Consider the following 21,095-nt stretch of genomic DNA (forward strand, 5'->3'; position numbering starts at 1 on the left):
ACCGCGCCGCGCATCCCGCCGTTGAAGGCCCCCGGCTCAGCCCAGCAGGCGCTCGAGCACCACCGCGATGCCGTCGTCCTCGTTCGACGTCGTGACCTCGTCCGCGACGGCCTTCAGGCTCTCGTGCGCGTTGGACATCGCGACGCCGTGCGCGGCCCAGGCGAACATCGGGATGTCGTTGGGCATGTCACCGAAGGCGATCGTGTCGGCGGCCTTCACACCCAGGCGACGGGCCGCCAGCGAGAGGCCCGTGGCCTTGGAGAGGCCGAGCGGGAGCAGCTCCACGATGCCCTCGCCCGCCATCGTGACGCCCACCAGATCGCCGGCCACGGTACGCGCGACCTCCGCGAGCTGGTCGTCGCTCAGGCCGGGATGCTGGACGTACACCTTGTTGAGCGGGGCGGCCCACAACTCCGCGACGTCCGTGAACGGGATCGAGGGCAGCCCCCCACCCCGGTAGCCGGGGCCGATGATGACCTCGCCGTCCAGCCCGTCACGGCTCGCGGCCAGCGCCAGCGGGCCGATCTCCGCCTCGATCTTGGAGAGGGCGAGCCCGGCGAGCTGCCGGTCGAGCGTCACCGACGTGAGGAGGCGCTGCTCCCCCGCGTGGTAGACCTGTGCGCCCTGTCCACACACCGCGAGACCGTCGTAGCCGAGGTCGTCGAGGATGCCGCGGGTCCAGGGCACGGCCCTGCCGGTCACGACGATGTGCGCGGCGCCCGCCGCGGTGACCGCGGCGAGCGCCTCACGCGTCCGCTCGGAGACCGTGTCGTCGGGGCGCAACAGCGTCCCGTCGAGGTCGGTCGCGACGAGCTTGTACGGGAAGGCGGGGGCGGGGGGAGCGGGATGGCTCACTTGGTGTTCGGCTCCAGGCTGCGGTTACTTGGGGTCAAGAGTGGTGCGTCCCCCGAGGTAGGGCCGCAGCATCTCGGGTACGCGCACGGAACCGTCGGCCTGCTGGTGGTTCTCCAGGATGGCGACGATCGTGCGGGGCACCGCGCACAGCGTCCCGTTCAGGGTCGCGAGCGGCTGAAGAACCTTTTTGCCGTCGCGGTTGTCCCGCATCCGGATCGACAGACGGCGGGCCTGGAAGCCGTCACAGTTCGACGCCGACGTCAGCTCGCGGTACTTGCCCTGCGTGGGGATCCACGCCTCGCAGTCGAACTTGCGCGAGGCCGAGGAGCCGAGGTCGCCCGTGGCCACGTCGATCACCTGGAAGGGCAGTTCGAGGCCGGTCAGCCACTGCTTCTCCCACTCCAGGAGGCGCTGGTGCTCGTTCTCCGCGTCCTCGGGGGCGACGTACGAGAACATCTCGACCTTGTCGAACTGGTGCACACGGAAGATGCCGCGGGTGTCCTTGCCGTAGGTGCCCGCCTCGCGCCGGAAGCACGGCGAGAAGCCGGCGTAGCGCAGCGGCAGCTGACCCGCGTCGAGGATCTCGTCCATGTGGTACCCGGCGAGGGCGACCTCGGAGGTGCCCACCAGGTAATAGTCGTCCTTCTCCAGGTGGTAGACGTTCTCCGCCGCCTGGCCGAGGAAGCCGGTGCCCTCCATGGCGCGCGGGCGCACCAGCGCCGGGGTCAGCATCGGCGTGAAGCCGGCCTCGGTGGCCTGCGCGATCGCCGCGTTGACCAGCGCGAGTTCGAGGAGTGCGCCGATGCCCGTCAGGTAGTAGAAGCGCGAGCCGGAGACCTTCGCGCCGCGCTCGACGTCGATGGCGCCGAGCGCCTCGCCGAGCTCCAGGTGGTCCTTGGGCTCGAAGCCCTCGGCACCGAAGTCGCGGATCGTGCCGTGCGTCTCCAGGACGACGAAGTCCTCCTCGCCGCCGCGCGGGACCTCGGGGTGCACGATGTTGCCCAGCTGGAGGGCGAGACGCTGGGTCTCCTCCTCGGCGTCGCGCTGGTCGGCCTCGGCGGCCTTCACGCGCGCCTTGAGGCCCTCCGCGTTCTGGAGCAGCTCCGCGCGCTCCTCGGGCGTGGCCTTGCCCATCAGCTTGCCGAGCGACTTCTGCTCGGAGCGGAGTTCGTCGAAGCGGAGCCCGGACGACCTGCGCCGCTCGTCGGCGGAGAGTACGGCGTCGACGAGCGCGACGTCCTCTCCACGGGCGCGCTGGGAGGCGCGAACACGGTCGGGGTCCTCACGGAGCAGGCGAAGGTCAATCACCCCACCAGGCTACCGGTGCGGGGTTCCGGCTCTCGACCCGATATCCAGTGGATGGCTTTATGCCCCATTTGCCGGAATGCGAATCAAGGACAGAACGCGACCGGAAAAGATCGTTAAGGGGCCTCTTCGGCGCACGTCAATAAAAACGCCCACTTTCCCCGAAAGGGCCAGGTGGACGGTGGGATCTTGACCCTACTTCCTTGCGAGAGGCGGGACTTGAGGCTTCGTTGTCCACAGGGGTGCGAGGTTCTGGGTAGTTATCCACAGGCTGTGAGGAAAGTCTGTGGATGCTGGAATAGATCGTTCCGAAAGCCGCATGCATTGCGAAGGGTTCCCGATCCAAACCCGCCCCATGTTCACTTTCGGGTGGAAATGCTTCACTCCAAAGAGTTGATCAAGGGAAAAGAGTGGACGAGGGGTGACGTGTGGCGCTGTGGACTCACTTGGGAGCTGTAGGGCGATTTGTCGACCATGTCACGTCTTCCTGTCGACTTGTCCCCAGGTCGAGAAGGGTGCCTGTGGATAACTTTTGTGGACGAAGAAAATCCGCTGGTCGGACCGGGTGACGCGGCACAAGGACGCCGGACCCGGCAGTGGAGAACCCGAGTCCGGCGCGGCGCCGACGCGCGTGTGAGCGGGTTAGAACCGGCCGTCCTGGCAGCGGGCCAGCCAGTCGGACGCCGCCGCGAACTCGTCGTCCGACGTACCCGTCCGCAGCGGCCGCACCTCTTCGACGGCGACACCGGCCCGCGGGTACGAGCCGAGGTAGCGCACCTGCGGGCACGCCCGCTTCAGACCCATCAACGCCTCCGCCACCCGGCGGTCCGAGATGTGGCCCTCCGCGTCAATGGCGAAGCAGTAGTTACCGATGCCCTCACCGGTGGGCCGGGACTGCAACAGCATCAGGTTGACCCCGCGGATCGCGAACTGCTGGAGCAGCTCCATGAGCGCGCCGGGATGGTCGTGGGACTGCCAGATGACCACCGACGTCTTGTCCGCGCCCGTCGGCGCCGCGGGCCGGGCGGGCTTGCCCACCAGAACGAACCGGGTCTGCGCGTTCTCCGCGTCGTGGATCTCGGTGACCAGCGGCTCGAGCCCGTAGCGCGCGGCCGCGAACTCGCCCGCGAAGGCGGCGTCGTAACGCCCCTCCTGGACGAGGCGCGCCCCGTCCGCGTTCGACGCCGAGGACTCCCAGGTCACGTCCGGCAGATGGGCCTTCATCCAATTGCGGACCTGCGGCTGCGCGGCCGGATGCGCGGTGACCGTCTTGATGTCGCCGAGCTTGGTGCCGGGGCGCACGAGGAGCGCGAACGTGATGTCGAGCAGCACCTCGCGGTAGATCATCAACGGCTCGCCCGCGACCAACTCGTCGAGGGTCGTGGTGATGCCGCCCTCCACGGAGTTCTCGATCGGCACGAACGCGGCCTCGGCCTCGCCGACGCGGACGGCGTCGAGCGCCGCGGGCACGGAGACCATGGGAACGAGTTCCCGGGTAGCCGCCTCCGGGAGCGTGCGCAGGGCGACTTCGGTGAAGGTGCCCTCGGGGCCGAGATACGCGTAGCTGGCTGGCATGAGGTCACCCTAATGGGGCCGCTCACGCCTCCAGCAGTTCCTGTCCCACGTAGCCGCCCTGCCGCGCCCCGCCCGGTACCGCGAACAACCCGCTCGCCTCGTGCCGGATGAACGGCGACAGGGCGTCACCGCGGTCGAGCTTGCGCTGGACGGGCACGAAGCCGCGCAGCGGGTCCGCCTGCCAGCAGACGAACAGCAGACCGGCGTCGGGGGCGCCGTCCTGGTCGAACCCGTCGTGGAAGGAGAACGGGCGGCGCAGCATCGCGGCGCCACCGTTCTGGTCGGGGCGGCTGATGCGGGCGTGCGCGTTGATCGGGACGACGAGGTCGCCGTTCGCGTCCGTCTTCTCCAGGTCGGGATCGGCCGTCTCAGCGCCGCCGGTCAGCGGGGCGCCGGTCGACTTCTTGCGTCCGATCACGTCCTCCTGCGCCGCGGTCGACTGTTTCTCCCAGTCGTCGAGGAGCATCCGGATCCGCCGTACGACGACGTACGAGCCGTTGGCCATCCACGCGGGTGAGCCCGAGCCCGGCACGAAGATCCGCTTGTCGAAGTCGGGGTCGGCGGGCACGGGGTTGTTGGTGCCGTCGATCTGGCCCATCAGATTGCGGGTCGTCATGGGGCGGGTGGTGGCGCCGGGCGAGCGGTTGAAGCCGTTCATCTGCCAGCGCACCTTCGCCGCCCCACCCGCGTCCTTCTGGAGCGCGCGCAACGCGTGGAAGGCGACGAGGGAGTCGTTGGCGCCGATCTGGACCCACAGGTCGCCGTTGCTGCGGGTCTTGTCGAGGCGGTCGGAGAAGAAGTCCGGGAGCGGGTCGAGAGCGGCCGGGCGCTGCTTCTCCAGCCCGGTACGGGAGAAGAAACTGTGGCCGAAGCCGAAGGTGACGGTCAGCGAGGACGGGCCCGCGTCGCGGGCGATGTCCGTGTCGTCGGACGTCGGAGCCTCGCCCGCCATCAGCCGTTCGGCCGTCGCCGACCAGCGGCGCAGCAGGGCGGTGGCCTCCTTGCGGCCCGCCCCCGCGGCCAGGTCGAAGGCGACGAGGTGGCCGCATGCCTGCATCGGCGTGGTGATTCCGGGCTGATGTTTCCCGTGAAACATCACCTCGTCCGCGCCGAGCGACGTCAACGCGGTCTCCCGCTCGGGCGCGTTCGAGGAGGCCACCGCGTATCCCGCGCCCGCGCCGACGGCACCGAGGGCGACACCGGTGGCGCCCGCCGTCCCGATGAGACGGCGTCGGGTGATGCCCCCGGACGTCGCGGAATCCGTCTGCGGAGCCGTACGGCTTTCGGTGTCAGCCATGGTGGTTCAGCCGATCTTCGCGTTCTTGGTGACAGTCACTTGGTCGATGTCCGAGGTGCGCACGGTCACGGCGATCTTCCAGTCGCCCGCGCCGGGGACCTGCACGTTGCTCGCGCTCCAGTGTCCCGTGGCGATGCGGTCGGGCAGGACGGCCAGCGGGCCGATCTTCTTCGCCTCCAGGGTGAGGGCGACCCTCACCTCGGGGACGTCGAAGACCTTGCCGCCCGGCCGTTCCACGTAGACGTGCATCTCGTTGTTGCCGGTGCGGCCGGGGTCCAGGTCGAGCAGGACCGTGCCCTTGCCGTCCGGGGAGCCGGTGTCGAACGGCAGTTTCAGCGACAGCGGCCCGGACTGGCTCTGCGCGGCGGACGTGGCGGACCTGGCCTCCTCCTCGGTGCGGCCCGGTTCGGTCGACGTCAGCACCGTGGTGACAGCGAGCAGGACGACAGCGACGCCGGCCTCGGCGAGCACCGAGCGGCGCAGGCCGAAACGGTGCGGATCGGAGTCGCGGGCGCGCCTCTCGCGGGTAGTGGCGACCGCGGCACGCTGCCGGGCGAGCTGCGCGGCGCGCACGGGGTCGTCCGCTTTCTCGCCGCTGTCCTTGCCGTCCCTCGCGTCGCCGCTGTGCTTGGCGTCATCCGCGCCGGGGACGCCGGTATCGCCGTCACCCGCGCCGGGGACGCCCGCGTCGGTGATGCCCGTATCGGCGTCGCCTGTGCCGGTGTCGTCGCTCTGCCCACCGGCGCCGACCGTGACCGGCTTCTTCTTCTCAGAAGTGCGCTGCTCAGAAGCGCGCTGCTCGGCGGTACGCGGCTCGGCGCTGCGCTGCTCGGCGGTATGCGGCTCGGTCTCGCGCTCCTCGGACGTACGTTGCTCCACCACGGCCGCGGCGGCAGCCTCGGGAGACAGGCGCTCGGAGAGCCGGCCCGTCCACCGGCGGGAGATCCAGGCGATGCCGACGAGCACGGCGATGAGCCCCACCTTGAGCAGCAGCAACTGCCCGTAGCGCGTCCCGGTCAGCGCGGACCAGGAGCCGACCTGGCGCCATGCCTGGTAGAGCCCGGTCACAGCCAGCGTCACGACACTGCAGAACGCCACTCGCGAGAAGCGGCGTACCGCCGAACCCTCGATGGAAGGCGCCCGGTACAGCGCGACGAGCAGGGTCGTCAGACCACCGAGCCACGCGGCCACGGCCAGCAGGTGCAGGACGTCGACGGGCATGGCGAGCCCGGCCTGGATACCGGTCGAGGCGTGCTCGGCCATGGCCCAGGTCGCGCCGAGTCCGGCCGCGACGACGGCCCCGCCGATGGCGAGCCCGAAGGTGAGGTCCCTGACCTCCTTCTTGTCGCCCTCTTCGGCCCTCTTCACATAGGCGCCGAAAAGCACCGCGATGAAGAGAGCGGCCGCGGCGAGCAGCAGAAGACGGGACGTGAGCGCAGCCCCGGTCTTCGTCTGCAGTACCTGGCCGAGCAGCGCCATGTCGAAGATGTCACCGACCTTCCCCGAGCCGGTGTACGAGCCGCGCATCAGCAGCAGGGCGAGGGTGGCCGCGGTGAGGGCGGTCCAGCCGCCGACGACGACCCGCTGCACCGGCTTGATCCCGGCACCGCGCGGCCAGCAGCCGAGGACGAACGCGGCGCCGCCCACGAGCAGGACGAAGCCCGCGTACGAGACGTAGCGCCCGACGCCGTAGAGGCCGCCGACGACGCCACCACCGGCGTTCTGGTCACTCAGTACCGCGGAGGTCTTGGAAGGGGCGCCGACGGAGAAGGTGAAGGCGCCGGAGACGGGGTGGCTGTCGGCCGACACGACCTGGTAGGCGACGGTGAACGTGCCGTCTGGCAGGCCCGCGTGGAGGCCCACGGTGTACGTCGTGCCGCCGGGGTGGCCGATCTTGCCGCTGTCGACGCGCTTGCCCGCGGGGTCGAGCACGCGGACCGCGCCGCTGGACATGGCGACGTCTTCGGAGAAGGTCAGCGACACCTGCTTGGGCGCCGCCTGGACCACCGCTCCCTGCTGGGGGTCGCTCCCGGTCAGCGCGGCGTGCGCGGACGCGGGTGCGGCACCGGCCAGGAGCGCGCCGGTGACGGCGAGGAACAGCAGCACCAGGTGCCGGAAACGGGGAGCGATGGTCTTCACGTGCGGGTCAGCCCCTTCAGTGTGAAGCGTGCGACGCGTGCGACGTCGGGTTGTAGGTGGCGGCCTTCACCGGGAAGGAGACGGTGACGGTGCCGGCCTTGGTGAAGTGCAACTGCACCGACACCTTGTCGCCCTCCTTCGGCTTCCGCTTCAGGTTCTCGAACATGAGGTGATTGCCGCCCCGCTCGAAGTCCAGCTCGCCGTCGGCGGGCACGGCGAAGGACTTCTGTTCCTTCATCACGCCGCCCTCGGTGGTGTGCAGGGTGACCTGGCCGGCGAGGGCGCTGCTGACCGAGGAGAGGGTGTCGGCGCCGCCGCTGTTGTGGACGAGGAAGAACCCGGCCGCCATGTCACCGGAGGCCGGTTCGGGGATGAAGGCGCCCTCCACCTTCACGTCCGGCGCGTCGTCCGAGCTGCCGGAGGACCCGCAGGCGGTGAGCGCGAGGCCGCAGGCCAGCGCTATGGCGCCCAGGGCCGCGGAGGTGCGCCTCACGGCTTCGCCCCCTTGATGAGCTTGGGGAGGTCCTTGGTGTAGTCGTCGACGGTGGCTTCCTCGCCGTAGAGGACGTACCCGCCGTTCGTCTTCGGCGAGAACGCGATGACCTGCGTGCCGTGCATCGACACGAGCTTGCCGTTCTTGTCCTTCTGCGTCGGCTCGATGGAGATGCCGAGCGTGCGGGCGCCGCCCTGGATGGTGGCGAAGTCGCCGGTCAGGCCGATGAAGTCGGGGTCCTGCGCCTTGAGCCATTTGCCGAGCACGGCCGGGGTGTCACGGTCGGGGTCGGTGGTGACGAAGACGACCTGGAGCTTGTCCTGCTCGGCCTTGGGCAGGGCCTTCTTGGCGACGGCGATGTTGCTCATCGTCAGCGGGCAGACGTCCGGGCAGTGCGTGTAGCCGAAGTAGATCAGCGTCGGCCTGTCCTTGGTCCGCGCACGCAGGTCGAACTTCTTGCCGTGGGTGTCGGTGAGGACCAGGTCCGGCTTCTCGAAGGGCTTGTCGAGGACGGTCGCGGCCTGCTGCGAACCGGCCTCGGTGGATACGTCGGCGACGGCGCCGCCCTTGTCGTCACCGCTGCCGCAGGCCGTCAGGGTGAGGGTGGCCGCCGTGACCAGTCCGGCGGCGGCGAGCAGGGTCTTCCGACCCGTCCTCGTGCTCCTCCACGACGTCGGCGTCACACCCGCCTTCGGGGCCTCCACGGACTGGGCCCCGAAGGATTGAGCCTCGGCGGACTCGGCCCTGACGTACTCGGTCTCGACGGCCTTGGCCTTGATGGTCTTGGCCTTGGTCTTGGTCTTGGTCTTGATGGTCGTGCGCATAGAAAAATGTCCTGGATGTGAGTGGTTCGGCGGGTGCCGGGGTCGCCCACCGCGACCCCGGCACCCGCCGTGGGTGGCTCAGCTGGTGGTACGCCGACGGCCCGCCAGCACGCCGAACGCCACACCCGCGGCGCCGATGACGATGCCGACGATGCCGAGGACGCGGGCGGTGGTGTCACTGTCGGAGCTGTCGGACGACGTGGAGGCCGCGGCGGTCTCCGTCTTGTCGCCCTTGTCGTCCGCGTCGTCGTCGGACGCGCCGGACGCCCCGTGCTCGTCGTCGGCCGCAGCCGTCAGCGCGAGGGTGGGCGCCGGGTTCTCCGGCTCCTCCTGGCCCTCCTGCTGCGGCTCGATCCAGCGCACGACCTCCTTGTTGTCGTACGTCTGGATCGCCTTGAAGACGAGCTCGTCGGCGTCGGTCGGCAGAGCGCCGATGGAGACCGGGAACTTCTGGAAGTAGCCGGGCTGGACGCCCTTGTCCGAACCGGAACCGGTCGCGGTCCAGGTGACCTTGGAGACCGCCTCGGTGATCTTCTCGCCGTGCATCTCCAGCGGCTTGTCCAGCTTCGACTTCGTGACCTGCGACTTCCAGCCGGGCAGCGGCTGCGGCATCACCGAGGCGAGCGGGTGGTCGGTCGGGAAGCTGACCTCGAGCTTGGTGGTCGCGGCGTCGTCGCGCTCGTTGGGCACCTTGAAGTCGACCACGGCGTAACCGCCCTTGGCGGCGGCGCCCTCCGGCTGCACGCTCACGTGCGCGAAGGCGGGAGCGGAGACGAGGACGACGGAGGAGACGGCGGCGGCACTGACGAGAGCGGCGCGGGACATCTTCTTCATGACAGAGAGAACTCCACATTCAGCGGGATCCAGCGAAGAGTGAGGAGCGCGCCCGCTCAGCACCACCCCTGAAGGGCGGCACAAAAACGCACTACATAGCGAACCGCACTACATAGCGGCCAGAAAGCGGGTACGCGCGCGTGCCGCACAGCACGCACGCCCCACCCCGCGCACGGGACCACACGGGTCGCGCGGAAGTCAGGGAGACGCCTGCTGTGTCAGGCAGCGAGAAGGAACGCGTCGCCCGCGGCCGGCGGCCCACGCCGGATCACCGAGTGCTGAAGTGCCACCGTCCGCAGCGCGGGCAGCGCCGGGAACCCGGCACGGAACGCGCGCGGAAGGACCTCGGGCGCCCCGGGAAGCCCCGCCCGCAGAGCGCGTACGAGGGCGAGGGCCGCCCGCAGGGAACGCACGGGCGCCCCTTCCACGACCCCCTGCGCCGACAGCTTCGAGAGCCGCACGATCCGGCCGAGGGCGAGATCGCCGCGGCGCAGCAGCCATCCGGCGCCGACCGCGGCCAGCAGGTGCCCGAGGAACATCGGCAGGGACGGCAGCAGCGGCATCGAGGAGCCGGCCACGCCCGCCATGTCGTGGTGCATCCCGCCCGCGGCGTCCGACGGCACCCGCGCCTGGTCGAGGATCCGCTGCGCCTGCGCCGGGCTGAGCGCCGAGGCACCCGCCCCGCACATGAGCCGGGCGGCCCGCTCCACGACGGAGGGTTCACCGGCGCCCATGGCCATCGGGCCGTGCTGCCCGAGGGCGAAGAGGCTGTGCAGGCCGATCTGCCCGACCGCGAGCGGAAGGACGATGCCGGGCAGCGATCGCTCGCGGCCGGCCAGCGGAACGGCCACACAGAAGACGGCCAGGAAGCCGAGCGACAGCGTCCACAGCGGGACGGTGGCGGTCGAACCGAGGACGTGCCCCGCCGCGGACAGCACGACGCAGACCGCGGCGAACATCGCGGCCCTGAGCAGCCGGAGATCGGCCGCACTGCGCGCCTGGCGCTGGTGGGGGGCAGTCATGGCGGGGTCATCATCCCACTGGCCTTACCCGTCCCATACGGCAGGTCCACAAGGTCCGGAATCTCCCCTACCGCGCCGACTGCCCCGCTCGCGTCGGCCATATGGGCGGTATCACGCCAACTCCGCGATTGCGCAAGGGCGGAGGCGGCAATACGTATCGGTATGTCGAGCCGCGGCCGGGAGGCTGGAGCATGAGCATCTGGTGGTCCCTCCATCTGCGGCGCGAGGCTGCGAGCGTTCCGCTCGCCCGACGCCTTCTGATCGGCACCATGGAGACGGCGGGCGTCGACCCGGACGTCTCCTACGACCTGTCGGTCGCTCTCAGCGAGGCGTGTGCGAACGCCGTCGAGCACGGCGGCGACGCCGCCACGAGCGAGACTTCGGGCGCCTACAGGGTCACCGCCTACCTGGACGGCGAGAAGTGCCGCATTGAAGTGGCCGATTCCGGTCCAGGTATCCCCGGCCACATCCACAGGGGCCGCGCGGCTCTCCGTCAGGCACCGGCCGACGCCGAGAGCGGCCGCGGTCTCTGTCTGATCCACGAACTCGCCGACCATGTGCGGGTCGACCACAAGCCCGGCAGGGCGGGGACCGTGGTCAGCTTCGACAAGATCCTGAAGTGGCGGAAGGACACCCCGCTCATGGCGGTGTGAGAACGGGCATCCATGGTGGTGCGCACCGAGCAGCCATGACGGTGTGCACCGGACAGCCAGGCCATGACGGTGTACGTGCACCAGCCACCCCTCCAGCGCCCCACTCAGCTCGACGCACGGACGGGGTCGTGAACAACCACCGTGTCCACGACCCCGCCCGATGACGCCTCTCGCAGGACGCCTCTCGCAGGACGCCTCTCGCAGGGCGCCTCTATGTCGAGATCAGCCCTTCAAACCTGCCATCCACGCCTCGACCTCGTCGGCCTGGCGCGGCAGGCCGGCCGACATGTTCCGGTTGCCGTCCTCGGTGACGAGGATGTCGTCCTCGATGCGGACGCCGATGCCGCGGTACTCCTCCGGCACGGTCAGGTCGTCGGCCTGGAAGTACAGGCCCGGCTCGACGGTGAGCACCATGCCGGGCTCCAACGTGCCGTCCACGTACGTCTCGGTCCGCGCGACCGCGCAGTCGTGGACGTCCATGCCGAGCATGTGACCGGTGCCGTGCAGGGTCCAGCGGCGCTGCAGCCCCAGCTCCAGGACGCGCTCGACCGGGCCCTCGACCAGGCCCCACTCGACGAGCTTCTCGGCGAGCACGCGCTGCGAGGCGTCGTGGAAGTCGCGGTACTTGGCGCCCGGCTTGACGGCCGCGATACCGGCTTCCTGGGACGCGTACACGGCGTCGTAGATCTTGCGCTGGATCTCGCTGTACGTGCCGTTGATCGGGAGCGTGCGCGTGACGTCGGCGGTGTAGTACGTGTGCGTCTCCACTCCTGCGTCGAGCAGGAGCAGGTCACCGGAGCGGACCGGGCCGTCGTTGCGGACCCAGTGCAGGGTGCAGGCATGCGGGCCCGCGGCGCAGATGGAGCCGTAACCGATGTCGTTGCCCTCGACGCGGGCACGCAGGAAGAACGTGCCCTCGATGTAGCGCTCGCTGGTCGCCTCGGCCTTGTCGAGGACCTTCACGACGTCCTCGAAGCCACGCACCGTCGAGTCGACGGCCTTCTGCAACTCGCCGATCTCGAACGCGTCCTTCACGATCCGCGCCTCGGAGAGGAACGTCTTCAGCTCCTCGTCGCGCTCGGCGGTGACCTTGTCGGTCAGCGCCTCCTCGACGCCGGCGTCGTAACCGCGCACGACGCGCACCGGGCCGGTGGCCTCGCGCAGCCGGTCGGTGAGCTCGCGCACGTCGGCGGCGGGGATGCCGTGCAGCTTCTCGGCCTCGGCCAGGGAGTGCCGGCGGCCCACCCACAGCTCGCCGTCGCCGCCCAGCCAGAACTCGCCGTTCTCCCGGTTCGAGCGCGGCAGCAGGTAGAGCGTCGCCCGGTGCCCGCCGGCCGTGGGCTCGAGCACGAGGACGCCGTCCTCGGTCTGGTTGCCTGTGAGGTACGCGTACTCGACGGACGCGCGGAAGGCGTACTCGGTGTCGTTCGAGCGGGTCTTGAGGTTGCCCGCGGGCACGACGATGCGCTCGCCCGGGAAGCGGGCGGAAAGGGCGGCACGCCGGGCGGCCGTCTCGGCGGCCTGGGCGATCGGCTTCAGGTCGTGCAGCGCGGTGTCGGCCCAGCCGGACTTCATGTTCTCGGCGAGCTCGTCGGACACACCGGGGTAGAGGCCGTTCTTGCGCTGCTTGATGGGCTCGTCGCCCTCGGGGGCCTCCATGATCTCCGGGTTCTCCGGGGTGAGCTCCTCCGACACGGTTCCTCCTTGACGCGGTCCGTTGAATGACCTGGGTATGGCCTGATATGGCAGTGGACCCCCTCCATCGTACGAGCGTACGGAAGGGGGTCCAGGGCCGGAGGGCCTCTTGCCGGGCGTGCGGACACGCCTAGGGCCAGGGCCTGTCTGACAGGTCCTAGGCGAAACGGGCCGCCAGCAGAACGACGTCCTCGTCGCTGTCGGCCGCGTCGAGCCCGTCGGGGAGCATCGCGTGCAGCACATGGTCGGCGATCGCGCCCGGGTCCTCGCGGATCGCCTTCGGCACCCCGGCGGCGGCCGCGTGCAGGCGGGCGAACGCGCGGTCCATCGGGTCATCGGTGCGGCGCAGCAGGCCGTCCGTGTACAGCAGCACCGTCTCGCCCGGGTGCACGGAGATCTCCGTGCTCGGCGCCTCCCAGCAGGCGAGCATGCCCAGCGGCGCGGACAGCGTCGTCTCCGCGAACTCCGTGCGGCGCTCCCCGATCACCAGGGGCGGGCTGTGCCCGGCGCCCGCGAGGACGATCCTGCGCTGCGCCGGCTCGCAGTAGGCGAACAGGGCGGTCGCGCTGCGCGCCGGTTCGGTCAGCCGGAGCAGCAGCTCCAGGTCGGAGAGGACCGCGACCGGGTCCTCCCCCTCCATCACCGCGTACGCCCGCAGCGAAGCGCGCAGCCGGCCCATGGCGGCGAGCGCGCTCGCGCCGGAGCCGGAGACGGAGCCGACCGCGAGGCCGAGCGCCCCCTCGGGCAGCGGCAGCGCGTCGTACCAGTCGCCGCCGCCGCGCGGCCCGCTGCGGTGCCGCATGGCGAGCTGCACACCGGGGACGCGGGGCAGCCGCGCGGGCAGCAGTTCGTCGGCGACGGTGCGCGACCACGCGCGCGTGCGCTCCAGTTCGAGCAGGCGGGCCAGGTGCTCGGTGGCGTAGCGCGCGTAGAGACCGATGAGGTGACGCTGGCGTTCGACGGGCGCGGCCGGCTCGTCGTAGAACCAGACCGCCGCGCCGAGCCGGCCCGCCTTCTCGGTGGCGAGCGGCAGCGCGTAGCTCGCCGCGTATCCCAGGCGCGCGGCGACCTCGCGGTGGCGCGGGTCGAGCCCGTCCTCGGAGAGCAGGTCGGCCCGCGTCTCGTCCTCGGTGCCGAGCCCGTCGATGATGCGCCCGTACGACGTCTCGGCGCGCGGCACCGTCTCGATGTGGCCGAGGTCGGGGCGGGAGAGGCCGAGGCCGACGGTGGCGCTGGGGCCGAGCCCGTCGCCGGGCTCCAGGACGACGAGACCGCGCCGGGCGCCCACCAGGGCGGCTCCGGCGCGCAGGAGTTCGTGGAGTGCTTCGTCGAGTGCTGCCGTGCGGGCCAGCCGTTCCGTGAGTTCGTGCAGGGTCGTGAGGTCGGAGACCCAGCCCGCGAGTCTGTCCTGGATCACGACTCCCGGGGCCGCCGGTGCGGAAGCGGCAGGTGAAGCGGCGGGCGCGGGCGCGACGGTGTGGGCGGGTGGGGGCACCTGTCCAGGAGGGGAATCGATTCCAGCCACTTTCGGCAAGCGCGGGGCTGTCATGGCTTCCGGCTTTCCGGCCGGTGCGTATTGCTCAATAGCATCGCAAACCCCCATGTCGTTCTGCGCCGCCAGCAATGTCTCCACATGTACACGCACTGGAGAGGGGATGTCCAGCATTGTCCTGCCGGGTTTCCTGGTGTCCATGGTGCTCAAGTGACTTCTGCGGTAATGCGATCTCTGCTCTCCCCCTTGTTCTCGCGCCGATCCGAAGCGTTCCAGGTTGGCCAAAAACCGACTCGGGGAACGGCGTACTGAGGTCGACTGGCATCGTTCGACGGAGCGTCATAGCGGCCGCGGTGGGTACGTACTCGGAGAAGACCAGGGGCAGTTGGGATCCACCCGGAACCTGGTGCCGGACCCGGGCGTCATAACCATCGACGACCGTGCCCCATCCTCCCGTGGGGGAGGCGACGAGAAATACGCGGGACGGCAAACGCCAGGCGCCGCCACCCCACGCCAGGCTTTTGAAAGACCCAGCAGGCGCTCGGACTATAGGGGTTACCCCTGCCTCAGGCCGACGGCCCCGGCTGAGGTCAAGCGCTCAGCACGTACGCACAGTGACTGTTCGACACATTGTGTGATGTGGCCCACAGCGTTCTCTTCGGTCAACGGAAAGGAACGAGCGCTCATGCGCGAGATCCCCGGAAGGCGACGCAAGCTCCTGTCCAGGCGCGACAGCGGGAAGTCCGACCTGATCAGCGCGGCCCTCACGTTCGGGACGGCGTGGCGGTGGCCGGTGCTGCCAGGTATAGCGCTCGCGGCGGCGGGACGCCGCGACGGCGTCCGCTGCGCCTGCCCCGACCCGGAGTGCACGGTGCCCGGCGCCCACCCCTTCGACCCCGGACTGCTCGCAGCGACGACCGACGAGCGCATGATCCGCTGGTGGTGGACCAACCGGCCGCAGGCGCCGATCGTCCTCGCCACCGGCGCCTCGTCGGGTGCTTCCGGCGGGCGTGCGCCCTGCGCCGTGAGCCTCCCCGCTGTCGCGGGCGCCCGCGCGCTCGCCGCGCTCGACCGCGCCGAGGTCCGGCTCGGCCCGGTGATCGCCACGTCCGAGCGCCTCGCGATCCTCGTGGCGCCGTACTCCCTGGAGCAGCTCGGCGAGCTGCTGTACGCCCAGGACTTCGTGCCCGGCTCGCTGCGGTTCCACGGCGAGGGCGGCTACCTCGCTCTGCCGCCGTCCGCGACGGGCGCGGGACAGGTCCGCTGGGAGCGCGCGCCGCTGCCCGGTTCGGCGGCGCCCTGGACGCCCGACGTGGAGGCCGTGGTCGACGCGGTCGTGGACGCACTCACTCGTACGGGTGTGAGCGCGCCCGAGTTGTAGCGGTACCGAGCGCGCGGCGCGCCGCCGCGACGGGTGTGCGCCGATATCTTCGGCGCATGCCTGCCGCGCCCCCACTCCCCGAGTTCTCGAACGGGCACGAGCAGGGAAGGCCCGCCTCGCGCCTTCGACTGTTCGGTCTCCTCACCGCGGTGGTGCTCGCCGCCGGGCTTCCCCTGGCAGGCGCGTTCGCGGGGCCCGTGGGCGGCGGGCCCGGCCGCCCGGCCGCACCTCCGGAGCCGGAGTCCGCGCCGAGGCGCGCTGCCGACGAGGCCGCTCAGGCCGATGACAAGACGGACCGCGTGGCGGGCGGCCCCCAGTGCGGCCCGCAACTCACCTCCCCCGAGGGCATCGAGGCGCAGACCTGCGTACTCCGTCAGGAACGGGACACCTGGGCGCGCACGTACTACCGGAACACGACGGGCGCGGGGATGAGCGCTGTGCTGACCCTGATGGCGCCCGGCGGGCGCACGGTGCAGATCACCTGCGCCGTGAGCGCCGAGGACGAGCCGGGCATGTGCGAGACGCCGCACGGGCGGACCCTGGCCGAGCCGGCGCGGTACGCCGCGGTGGCGGAGTACGCGGCCGACGGCGACGGCCCGCTGCTGCTGCGGTCGGGGAGCAACTCGGCGCCCACGTACGGGCGTTGAGCCTCGCCGAGCGGGCGCGGGCATAAAAGCGCCCGGTTGCTGGCGACGGGGGATGCACCAGCAACCGGGCTACCTGAACGGTAACAAGAGATCGGCAGTTAGCAAATTCGATCTCTTCTATTCGGACATGGATTTACCTGCAACTACCGGGAGTTGTGACCGGAGTCACCCATTCCGGGAGGGCTTTCCTGGGCCCGGGCGGCTGACCGGTCGGTCAGTCCGCGCGGGCCGTCCGAGGCGTCCTGTGTGTCAGCTGAGCGTCACCTGTCGATTGGTGAGGCCCCCGCGCGCGCGGCGCTCCTCCGCGGTCAGTGGAGCGTCCGAGGCGAGCGCGGCGGCGAGCCGCTCGGCGAACTCGGCGGCCGGCTTCTCGACATCCTCCGCCTTCACCGCGCTCGGCAGGTCCCATACCGGAACGGTCAGGCCATGTGCCCGGAAGGAACCGACGAGGCGCGTGCCCTCGCCGAGCGAGGAGGCGCCCGCCGCGTGCAGCCGCGCGAGCGCGTCGAGAAGCTTCTCCTCCGGGTGCGGCATGACCCAGCGCAGGTGGTTCTTCTCCGGGGTCTCGCACCAGTAGGCGCTGTCCACGCCGGCGAGCTTCACGGTCGGGATGGCCGCGGCGTTGGCCCGCTCCAGGGAGGCGGTGACCTCACCCGACGCGTTCTCCGAATCGGGCACCCAGAACTCGAAACCCGTGTGCACGACCGGCTCGAAAGTGCCGTTCGAATCGAGGAGGTCCTGGAGGCGCGGGCCGTCGGCGGGAGCGCGGCGCGCCTGCACCGGGCTGCCCGGCGCGGCGGTCAGCGCGCGCTGCAACGTGTCGGCGAGGTCGCGGCTGATGTCACCCGACGACGTGTCGTTCTGCAGGCCGAGCAAAACCGAGCCGTCGTCGCGGCGCAGTGCGGGCCACGCCATCGGCAACACGGTGGCCAGGGTGACCGAGGGGACGTCCTCGGGCAGCTTCTCCTTCAGCGGCAGCTCGACCGTCGCCGCGGGCACCAGCTCACGCAGCGCCACCCAGTCGCCCTCGCCCGGCAGGCCCTCGAAGGGGCGCTGCACCAGCTCGGTCACCGCGTGGGCGGCCTCCCGGCCGTGGCACGCCTTGTAGCGGCGGCCGCTGCCGCAGGGGCACGGCTCACGGGCACCGACAACCGGGATCTCTCCACTGGTGACTTGCGGCTTGCCCTTGGTCTGCGGGCGCTTCTTGGCCATCTTGGACGTCTCCCGGATACGGCTCTCGTACGTACGGGCGCGAGCCTAGCCGCTCGTACTGACAAGGGTGTGATTCGGACCGAGTGCCCTCTATCGGCCGCGGTCAGCTCAGGTCGTCCAGCGCGTCCGCGAAGTCGAGACCCACCAGCTCCGCTGCGGACGGCGAGGCGATGCGGGCCGCGAAGTCGTCACGACGGTGCGCCGCCGCCTCCGCGTGCACGTCCTTGTGCACGACCACCCAGACCGTGACCTCACCGCACGCGTCGTCGCGTACGCCCCAGTCGTCGGCCAGCGCCGAAATGATGTTGAGCCCGCGGCCACCGCGTGCGGTCACCGACGGAGTGGCCGGAACCGGACGGGTCGGGCCGCCGCCGTCCGTCACCTCGACGGTGAGACGGCCCCGGCCGTTCACCTGCCACGCGGCTCGTACGCTCCCGTCGCCGGCCATGTCGTCGCCCAGCGGTCTGCCGTGCCGGCAGGCGTTACTGAGCAGCTCGGAAAGGATCAGAACCGCATCGTCGACAACCGTGTCCGACACCCCACTGCAGCGCAGCTGGTCACGCATCTTGTGTCGTGCTTCGCCCACGCCCGCAGGGCCATGGGGAACGGCCATGCTCGACGACGCCGGCACCTCCTGTGCCACCACCAACGCCACCCCCGAGACCTCCTTTGCCCCACGCCACGGTGTGGATGCCCCAATGGACTGGACCGGAAACCGGCCAATCCACGTCCGGTGACGCACTCGTAACGATCGAACACGGAGCGAATGCGCCGGGGCACTCCCTGTGAGGAAGGGGAGTGAAAGTGGCCGGAAATCAACCCCTGCCGAGGTGACGCAGTACCGCCGCGGGCCGATTCGTGATGATCGCGTCGACGCCGAGCCGGACGCAGAGGTCAACGTCCTCGGGCTCGTTCACCGTCCAGACGTGAACCTGGTGACCCGCGCGCGTGAGCTTCTCGATGTACGAGGGATGGTTGCGCACGATCCGGATGCCGGGGCCCGCGATGCGCACCCCCACGGGGAGGCGTCCCTCACGATGGCGGGGCGAGACGAACTGCATCAGATAGACCGTCGGCAGCGTCGGCGACGCCTCCCGGACGCGCAACAAGGAGCGGGCCGAAAAGCTCATCACACGTACCTGGGACGGCCCGTCCTGAGGTGGTGCGTCCAGGCCGAATCGCTTGAGCAGGAGCAGGAGCCGCTCCTCCACCTGCCCCGCCCACCGGGTGGGGTGCTTGGTCTCGATGGCCAGCTCCACCCTGCGCCCGGCGTCGGCGACCAGTTCGAGGAGGCGCTCCAGGGTCAGTACGGACGTGTCGGCCGAGCCTGGCGCCCAGAGGGAGTCGGGGCTCTCCTCGAGGTCCTTCCAGGAACCGAAGTCCAGGGCGGCCAGATCCGCCAGCTCCAGGGCCGAGACCGCCCCGCGACCGTTCGACGTACGGTTGACGCGACGGTCGTGCACGCAGACGAGATGGCCGTCCGCCGTGAGCCGCACATCGCATTCGAGGGCGTCGGCACCGTCCTCGATCGCCTTCTTGTATGCGGCCAATGTGTGCTCGGGAGCGTCCTGCGAAGCACCGCGGTGGGCGACGACCTGGATGCGTTGCTGTCGTGCGTGGGTCACCGCGTCATGGTGCCACCGCGCGGCCGGCCACCGAGAAAGTTCGGCCTAGCGGATGCGTCCGTTTCGCCCGGCATAAAGGATGATCGCGGATGCACAGGAACGCCTTATGGTGCCCTGACGTCCCATGGGAAAAGCTGACCGCGTACAACTGCACAACTGGACCGTGACAGGACCATGCCGGAACGGCGGGTGCCAGCGGTCGGCCGCGCGCCGCCGCAGAGACCGGGCGGCGATCGAGGACGATGCGACCGCCCACCCTGTCCGGACCGACGACGTAGACAGCCGTGGATCGAGGAGAGAAAGCTGTGAGCACCGAGAACGAGGGCACTGCGGTCCCCCCGGCCCCGTCCGCACCTCCCGTGCCGGTGGACGCTCCCGCTGCTCCCACCCAGGCACCGGCCGGGCCCCCGCCGCAGGCCCCAGAAGGCGGCGGATACGACACGGTGCACCAGGGCGCGCCGGCCGCCGGCCACGGAGCGCACGAGGCGGGCCCCGCCCCCGCCGAGCACGCCGGGCCCGCGCCCGCCGGTGACTGGCCCCCGCCGCCGCCGGCGATCCCGTCCTACGTGGGCGGTGGTGGCGGTTCGGAGTGGGGCGCCTCCTACCAGCAGCCCCAGCCCAGGCCGGGCGGCCGCCGCGGCGGACTGCTCGCCGGAGTCGTCGCGGCCGCGCTGATCGCGGGTGCCGTCGGCGGCGGCGTCGGCTACTGGGCCGCGGAGCGGGGCGACGACGCAGGCACCGGCTCGACGACCGTCTCCGCCTCCAACCCCGCCGACCTCAAGCGCGACCCGGGCACCGTCGCGGGCGTCGCCGCCAAGGCGCTGCCCAGCACGGTCACCATCGAGGCCGAGGGCAACAACGGCGAGGGCGGCACCGGCACCGGCTTCGTGTACGACACGCAGGGCCACATCCTCACCAACAACCACGTGGTGGCGGAGGCCGTCGACGGCGGAAAGCTTTCGGCGACGTTCTCGAACGGCAAGAAGTACGACGCCGAGGTGATCGGCCATGCGCAGGGTTACGACGTCGCGGTCATCAAGCTGAAGAACGCGCCGAACAACTTGAAGCCCCTCGTGCTCGGCAACTCCGACAAGGTCGCCGTCGGTGACTCGACCATCGCGATCGGCGCGCCCTTCGGCCTGTCGAACACGGTGACCACGGGCATCATCTCGGCGAAGGACCGCCCGGTGGCCTCCAGCGACGGCACCGGCAGCAGCAAGGCCTCGTACATGAGCGCCCTGCAGACCGACGCGTCGATCAACCCGGGCAACTCCGGCGGGCCGCTCCTCGACGGGAACGGCAGCGTCATCGGCATCAACTCGGCCATCCAGTCCGCGGCCAGCGGCGGCATGGGCGGCGGTTCGGGCCAGGCCGGGTCGATCGGCCTCGGCTTCGCCATCCCGATCAACCAGGCCAAGATGGTCGTCCAGCAGCTCATCAAGACCGGCCAGCCGGTCTACCCGGTGATCGGCGCCTCGGTCTCCCTGGAGGAGGGCACCGGCGGCGCGAAGATCACCGAGCAGGGCGCGAGCGGCTCCGCCGCGATCACGGCGAACGGACCGGCGGACAAGGCCGGCCTCAAGCCCGGCGACGTCATCACGAAGCTGGACGACTCGGTGATCGACTCCGGCCCGACCCTGATCGGCCAGATCTGGACGCACAAGCCGGGCGACACGGTGAAGCTCACCTACACGCGCGACGGCAAGGAGCGCACCACCGACGTGACCCTCGGGGAGCGCAAGGGCGACAGCTGACGGACCCCGTTCCCGGACCCGCTACCCTGGTCCCGCGCCACCGGATCGCCGTCGTACGGCTTCGGGGGCGCGGGGTGGGTTGCCCGAGCGGCCTAAGGGAACGGTCTTGAAAACCGTCGTGGCGAGAGTCACCGTGGGTTCAAATCCCACACCCACCGCCCAGTTGAACGGCCCCTGACCAGGTACCTCGGTCGGGGGCCTTCGTGCTGTGTGCTGTGCTGTGCGGCGTCCGGGCGGGGCCCGTGGGCCGGCCGAGGTTCTTGACCGCCTGGTGGTACGTCCAGGCCAACGA

General features: G+C 70.7%; 18 protein-coding genes and 1 tRNA gene. 5 read left to right on the plus strand and 14 right to left on the minus strand.

Annotated features, from left to right (window positions below; genetic code table 11):
- Positions 1-36: 36 nt before the first annotated feature.
- The 9 genes from ACZ45E_RS10455 to ACZ45E_RS10495 form a co-directional block, all read right to left on the minus strand.
- Positions 37-855 (minus strand): HAD family hydrolase, encoded by an 819-nt coding sequence (locus ACZ45E_RS10455; protein ID WP_468218930.1) that lies wholly within the window; start codon positions 853-855, stop codon positions 37-39.
- 24 nt (positions 856-879) lie between these two features.
- The gene (gene serS / locus ACZ45E_RS10460; protein ID WP_468218932.1) at positions 880-2,163 is read right to left on the minus strand and encodes a serine--tRNA ligase; all 1,284 of its coding nucleotides are present in this window, start codon (positions 2,161-2,163) and stop codon (positions 880-882) included.
- A 639-nt stretch (positions 2,164-2,802) separates the two neighbouring features.
- Positions 2,803-3,735 carry a prephenate dehydratase gene (gene pheA / locus ACZ45E_RS10465; protein ID WP_468218934.1) on the minus strand — a complete coding sequence of 311 codons (933 nt, stop codon included), beginning with the start codon at positions 3,733-3,735 and terminating at the stop codon, positions 2,803-2,805.
- Positions 3,736-3,757: 22 nt separating this feature from the next.
- Positions 3,758-5,032 carry an iron uptake transporter deferrochelatase/peroxidase subunit gene (gene efeB / locus ACZ45E_RS10470; RefSeq protein WP_468218936.1) on the minus strand — a complete coding sequence of 425 codons (1,275 nt, stop codon included), beginning with the start codon at positions 5,030-5,032 and terminating at the stop codon, positions 3,758-3,760.
- A gap of 6 nt (positions 5,033-5,038) precedes the next feature.
- On the minus strand, positions 5,039-7,171 hold the full coding sequence (locus ACZ45E_RS10475) for a copper resistance CopC/CopD family protein (RefSeq protein ID WP_468218938.1): 2,133 nt from the start codon (positions 7,169-7,171) through the stop codon (positions 5,039-5,041).
- 16 nt (positions 7,172-7,187) lie between these two features.
- Positions 7,188-7,664, minus strand: a complete 477-nt coding sequence (locus tag ACZ45E_RS10480) for a copper chaperone PCu(A)C (RefSeq protein WP_468218941.1) — start codon at positions 7,662-7,664, stop codon at positions 7,188-7,190.
- The gene (locus tag ACZ45E_RS10485) at positions 7,661-8,347 is read right to left on the minus strand and encodes an SCO family protein (RefSeq protein ID WP_468219213.1); all 687 of its coding nucleotides are present in this window, start codon (positions 8,345-8,347) and stop codon (positions 7,661-7,663) included. The genes ACZ45E_RS10480 and ACZ45E_RS10485 overlap by 4 nt, the downstream gene beginning before the upstream one ends.
- Before the next feature lie 219 nt (positions 8,348-8,566).
- Positions 8,567-9,322, minus strand: coding sequence for a YcnI family copper-binding membrane protein (locus ACZ45E_RS10490; RefSeq protein WP_468218943.1), 756 nt, complete (start codon positions 9,320-9,322; stop codon positions 8,567-8,569).
- Between the two features lie 218 nt (positions 9,323-9,540).
- Positions 9,541-10,344 carry a hypothetical protein gene (locus tag ACZ45E_RS10495; RefSeq protein ID WP_468218945.1) on the minus strand — a complete coding sequence of 268 codons (804 nt, stop codon included), beginning with the start codon at positions 10,342-10,344 and terminating at the stop codon, positions 9,541-9,543.
- A gap of 191 nt (positions 10,345-10,535) precedes the next feature.
- On the opposite strand from ACZ45E_RS10495, the gene ACZ45E_RS10500 reads away from it, so the two are divergent.
- Positions 10,536-10,997 (plus strand): ATP-binding protein, encoded by a 462-nt coding sequence (locus tag ACZ45E_RS10500; RefSeq protein WP_468218948.1) that lies wholly within the window; start codon positions 10,536-10,538, stop codon positions 10,995-10,997.
- Positions 10,998-11,219: 222 nt separating this feature from the next.
- Here ACZ45E_RS10500 and ACZ45E_RS10505 read toward each other — a convergent pair whose 3' ends face one another.
- Together ACZ45E_RS10505 and ACZ45E_RS10510 are read right to left on the minus strand one after the other, a co-directional pair.
- Positions 11,220-12,692, minus strand: coding sequence for an aminopeptidase P family protein (locus ACZ45E_RS10505; protein WP_468218949.1), 1,473 nt, complete (start codon positions 12,690-12,692; stop codon positions 11,220-11,222).
- A 157-nt stretch (positions 12,693-12,849) separates the two neighbouring features.
- Positions 12,850-14,358, minus strand: a complete 1,509-nt coding sequence (locus tag ACZ45E_RS10510; protein ID WP_468219215.1) for a PP2C family protein-serine/threonine phosphatase — start codon at positions 14,356-14,358, stop codon at positions 12,850-12,852.
- A gap of 511 nt (positions 14,359-14,869) precedes the next feature.
- Here ACZ45E_RS10510 and ACZ45E_RS10515 point away from each other — a divergent pair.
- Positions 14,870-15,565: a bifunctional DNA primase/polymerase gene (locus tag ACZ45E_RS10515; protein WP_468218951.1), complete on the plus strand. Its 696-nt coding sequence runs from the start codon at positions 14,870-14,872 to the stop codon at positions 15,563-15,565.
- A gap of 56 nt (positions 15,566-15,621) precedes the next feature.
- A complete protein-coding gene (locus ACZ45E_RS10520; RefSeq protein ID WP_468218953.1) occupies positions 15,622-16,212 on the plus strand; it encodes a hypothetical protein in 591 nt (196 codons plus the stop codon).
- A gap of 249 nt (positions 16,213-16,461) precedes the next feature.
- Here ACZ45E_RS10520 and ACZ45E_RS10525 read toward each other — a convergent pair whose 3' ends face one another.
- The 3 genes from ACZ45E_RS10525 to ACZ45E_RS10535 form a co-directional block, all read right to left on the minus strand.
- Complete coding sequence (locus ACZ45E_RS10525; protein WP_468218955.1) at positions 16,462-17,424, minus strand: DUF5926 family protein; 963 nt, start codon at positions 17,422-17,424, stop codon at positions 16,462-16,464.
- Positions 17,425-17,527: 103 nt separating this feature from the next.
- On the minus strand, positions 17,528-18,166 hold the full coding sequence (locus tag ACZ45E_RS10530) for an ATP-binding protein (protein WP_468218958.1): 639 nt from the start codon (positions 18,164-18,166) through the stop codon (positions 17,528-17,530).
- 73 nt (positions 18,167-18,239) lie between these two features.
- Positions 18,240-19,049: a glycerophosphodiester phosphodiesterase gene (locus ACZ45E_RS10535; protein WP_468218959.1), complete on the minus strand. Its 810-nt coding sequence runs from the start codon at positions 19,047-19,049 to the stop codon at positions 18,240-18,242.
- A gap of 305 nt (positions 19,050-19,354) precedes the next feature.
- On the opposite strand from ACZ45E_RS10535, the gene ACZ45E_RS10540 reads away from it, so the two are divergent.
- A complete protein-coding gene (locus ACZ45E_RS10540) occupies positions 19,355-20,803 on the plus strand; it encodes a S1C family serine protease (protein WP_468218961.1) in 1,449 nt (482 codons plus the stop codon).
- Positions 20,804-20,876: 73 nt separating this feature from the next.
- Positions 20,877-20,961: transfer RNA gene (locus ACZ45E_RS10545), tRNA-Ser, on the plus strand.
- Positions 20,962-21,095 lie beyond the last annotated feature (134 nt).

It is taken from the genome of Streptomyces sp. NPDC030991, from assembly GCF_055571235.1.

Excerpts from the sequence above, each read along its gene's own strand:
- pheA (WP_468218934.1), bottom strand. The coding sequence starts at position 3,735 with ATGCCAGCCAGCTACGCGTATCTCGGCCCCGAGGGCACCTTCACCGAA.
- efeB (WP_468218936.1), bottom strand. The coding sequence starts at position 5,032 with ATGGCTGACACCGAAAGCCGTACGGCTCCGCAGACGGATTCCGCGACG.
- ACZ45E_RS10490 (WP_468218943.1), bottom strand. The coding sequence starts at position 9,322 with ATGAAGAAGATGTCCCGCGCCGCTCTCGTCAGTGCCGCCGCCGTCTCC.
- ACZ45E_RS10495 (WP_468218945.1), bottom strand. The coding sequence starts at position 10,344 with ATGACTGCCCCCCACCAGCGCCAGGCGCGCAGTGCGGCCGATCTCCGG.
- ACZ45E_RS10500 (WP_468218948.1), top strand. The coding sequence starts at position 10,536 with ATGAGCATCTGGTGGTCCCTCCATCTGCGGCGCGAGGCTGCGAGCGTT.
- ACZ45E_RS10510 (WP_468219215.1), bottom strand. The coding sequence starts at position 14,358 with ATGCTGGACATCCCCTCTCCAGTGCGTGTACATGTGGAGACATTGCTG.
- ACZ45E_RS10515 (WP_468218951.1), top strand. The coding sequence starts at position 14,870 with ATGCGCGAGATCCCCGGAAGGCGACGCAAGCTCCTGTCCAGGCGCGAC.
- ACZ45E_RS10520 (WP_468218953.1), top strand. The coding sequence starts at position 15,622 with ATGCCTGCCGCGCCCCCACTCCCCGAGTTCTCGAACGGGCACGAGCAG.
- ACZ45E_RS10525 (WP_468218955.1), bottom strand. The coding sequence starts at position 17,424 with ATGGCCAAGAAGCGCCCGCAGACCAAGGGCAAGCCGCAAGTCACCAGT.